General features: G+C 66.2%; 2 protein-coding genes and 1 pseudogene. All 3 read left to right on the top strand.

All coding sequences use genetic code 11. The annotated features are described in order from the left end of the window. Positions 1-132, top strand: a pseudogene (locus WA317_RS08000) (imidazole glycerol phosphate synthase subunit HisF); the annotation flags it as partial. Continuing rightward, on the top strand, positions 129-476 hold the full coding sequence (hisI, locus tag WA317_RS07995) for a phosphoribosyl-AMP cyclohydrolase (RefSeq protein ID WP_425172523.1): 348 nt from the start codon (positions 129-131) through the stop codon (positions 474-476). The pseudogene WA317_RS08000 and the gene hisI, both read left to right, overlap by 4 nt. A 159-nt stretch (positions 477-635) precedes the next feature. Then, the coding region (locus WA317_RS07990) for an adenylate/guanylate cyclase domain-containing protein (protein WP_425172522.1) at positions 636-1,916 on the top strand (1,281 nt) is incomplete at its 3' end.

Raw genomic sequence — 1,916 nt, 5'->3', positions numbered from 1 at the left:
GTGGAACACTTCGCCCCGGCGGTCGGCGCGGGCGCCGACGCGGTCCTGGCGGCCAGTGTCTTCCATTTCCGGGAGCTGACCATCGGACAGGTCAAGGCGGCGATGGCCGCCGCGGGGATCAGTGTGCGATGACACTGGATCCAAAGATCGCAGGCCGCCTCAAGCGCAACGCCGACGGATTGTTCACTGCGATCGTGCAGGAGCGAGGTAGCGGTGATGTGCTGATGATTGCGTGGATGGACGACGACGCGCTGGCACGCACTCTGAAAACCCGTGAGGCCACGTACTTTTCCCGGTCCCGCGGCGAGCAGTGGATCAAGGGCGCGACGTCGGGTCACGCCCAGCATGTGCATTCGGTGCGCCTGGACTGTGACGGCGACGCGGTGTTGCTGGAGGTCGACCAGGTCGGCGGTGCCTGCCACACCGGCGATCACAGTTGTTTCGACGCCGACCTGCTGCTGGGTCCGGCGGACTGAAACTCCGGGCGACTCCTAACCCGCAGTTTCTCCTCGGTGAAAAGCCATGATGCGCCAGGCCAGAGTTCTAGCAGGGCGGAGAAGGCCGCGTTGTCGTACGCACAGGCGCGATGCAGGGGATCCGGTACGGCTAGCGCCCGAGCGCAGTACGCTCGTCCGGTGGCGGAAACGTCATACGCATCGTGCGGCCATCTCAGCCTGGCGTATCAGGTATTCGGCGACGGGCCGGTCGAGCTCGTCTTCGTCGGACCGATAGTCACCCACGTCGAGCTGTCCTGGGCCATGCCCGAGTTCAAGGCCTTCTTCGATCGGCTCGCCACATTCTGTCGGGTCCTCTTGTTCGATAAGGCTGGGGTCGGACTGTCGGACCCCATCCCGAAAGTACGGTTGCTTGAAGAGCGAGCGGCCGAGATCGAGGCCGTCATGGACGCCGTCGGTTTCGAAAAGCCCGTCCTCTTCGGTATGAGCGAGGGCGGCCCACAGGCCATCGCGTTTGCGGCGAAACGACCGGAGCGAACGCGGGCACTGATCATCTACGGCTCATTCGCGGCCCTGCCCGGCGCCAGCTGGGGCGACTTGGATCGCGACCCAGCCGAGCTGCGGGCGCGCTACTTACTGGAGTTCGGTGAGAAGTACACGCCGTCGACGAACCAGATTGCCCGCTTCATGGAGCTCAGCCGCTTCGCCAACTCGGCGTGGGGCAGCGGCGCAGCAACCAGTCGGATGTTCCCGTCGGTTCGGTCAGTAGGCCAACTCGCAGTGTTCGAGCGCATGAGCGCAAGCCCGGGGATGGTGCGAGCGACAATGGAATCGAACTTTCGGATCGACGTCCGGCCGATCCTGGCGACGATCGCCGCGCCGACCCTTGTCATCCATGCCGGCGAGGACGTCTTGCCGGTGCAATATAGCCGCTACCTCGCCGACCACATCCCCGGCACGCGATACCTCGAGGTCGACGGCGCGGACCACGCGCCCTGGTTCACGGAGCCCGACAAGATCCTGACCGAGATTGAGGAGTTCCTCACCGGCAGCCATGCGGCGCCGCCGCAGTCTCATCGCGCCCTGCGCACCGTGCTGTTCACCGACATGGTCGCGTCGACGCAACACGCCGCGGCGGCGGGCGACGAGCGGTGGCGGGCGGTGCTGCACCGGTTCGGTGAGATCACAGCAGAGCTCACGCAACGGGTCGGCGGCAGGGTGGTCAAAAGCACCGGCGACGGCCACCTCGCCACGTTCGACGGCCCGACGCAGGCCATTCGTTGTGCCGAGGCGTTGCGTGCTGAGGCCGAGACGCTGGGCGTCGAGATCCGCACTGGCATTCATACCGGCGAGTGCGAACTGCTGGACACCGACATCGGCGGGATGGCCGTGCACATCGCGGCGCGGATCCTCGGCCAGGCCGGCGCCGGTGAAATCCTCGTCTCCGGCACCGTGCGCGAC

The sequence above is a fragment of the Mycobacterium sp. genome, from assembly GCF_049802695.1.
GTDB lineage: Bacteria > Actinomycetota > Actinomycetes > Mycobacteriales > Mycobacteriaceae > Mycobacterium.
The sequence above is the reverse complement of the archived record's forward strand: the minus strand, read 5'-3'. Positions and strand labels throughout refer to the sequence as shown.

Excerpts from the sequence above, each read along its gene's own strand:
- hisI (WP_425172523.1), top strand. The coding sequence starts at position 129 with ATGACACTGGATCCAAAGATCGCAGGCCGCCTCAAGCGCAACGCCGAC.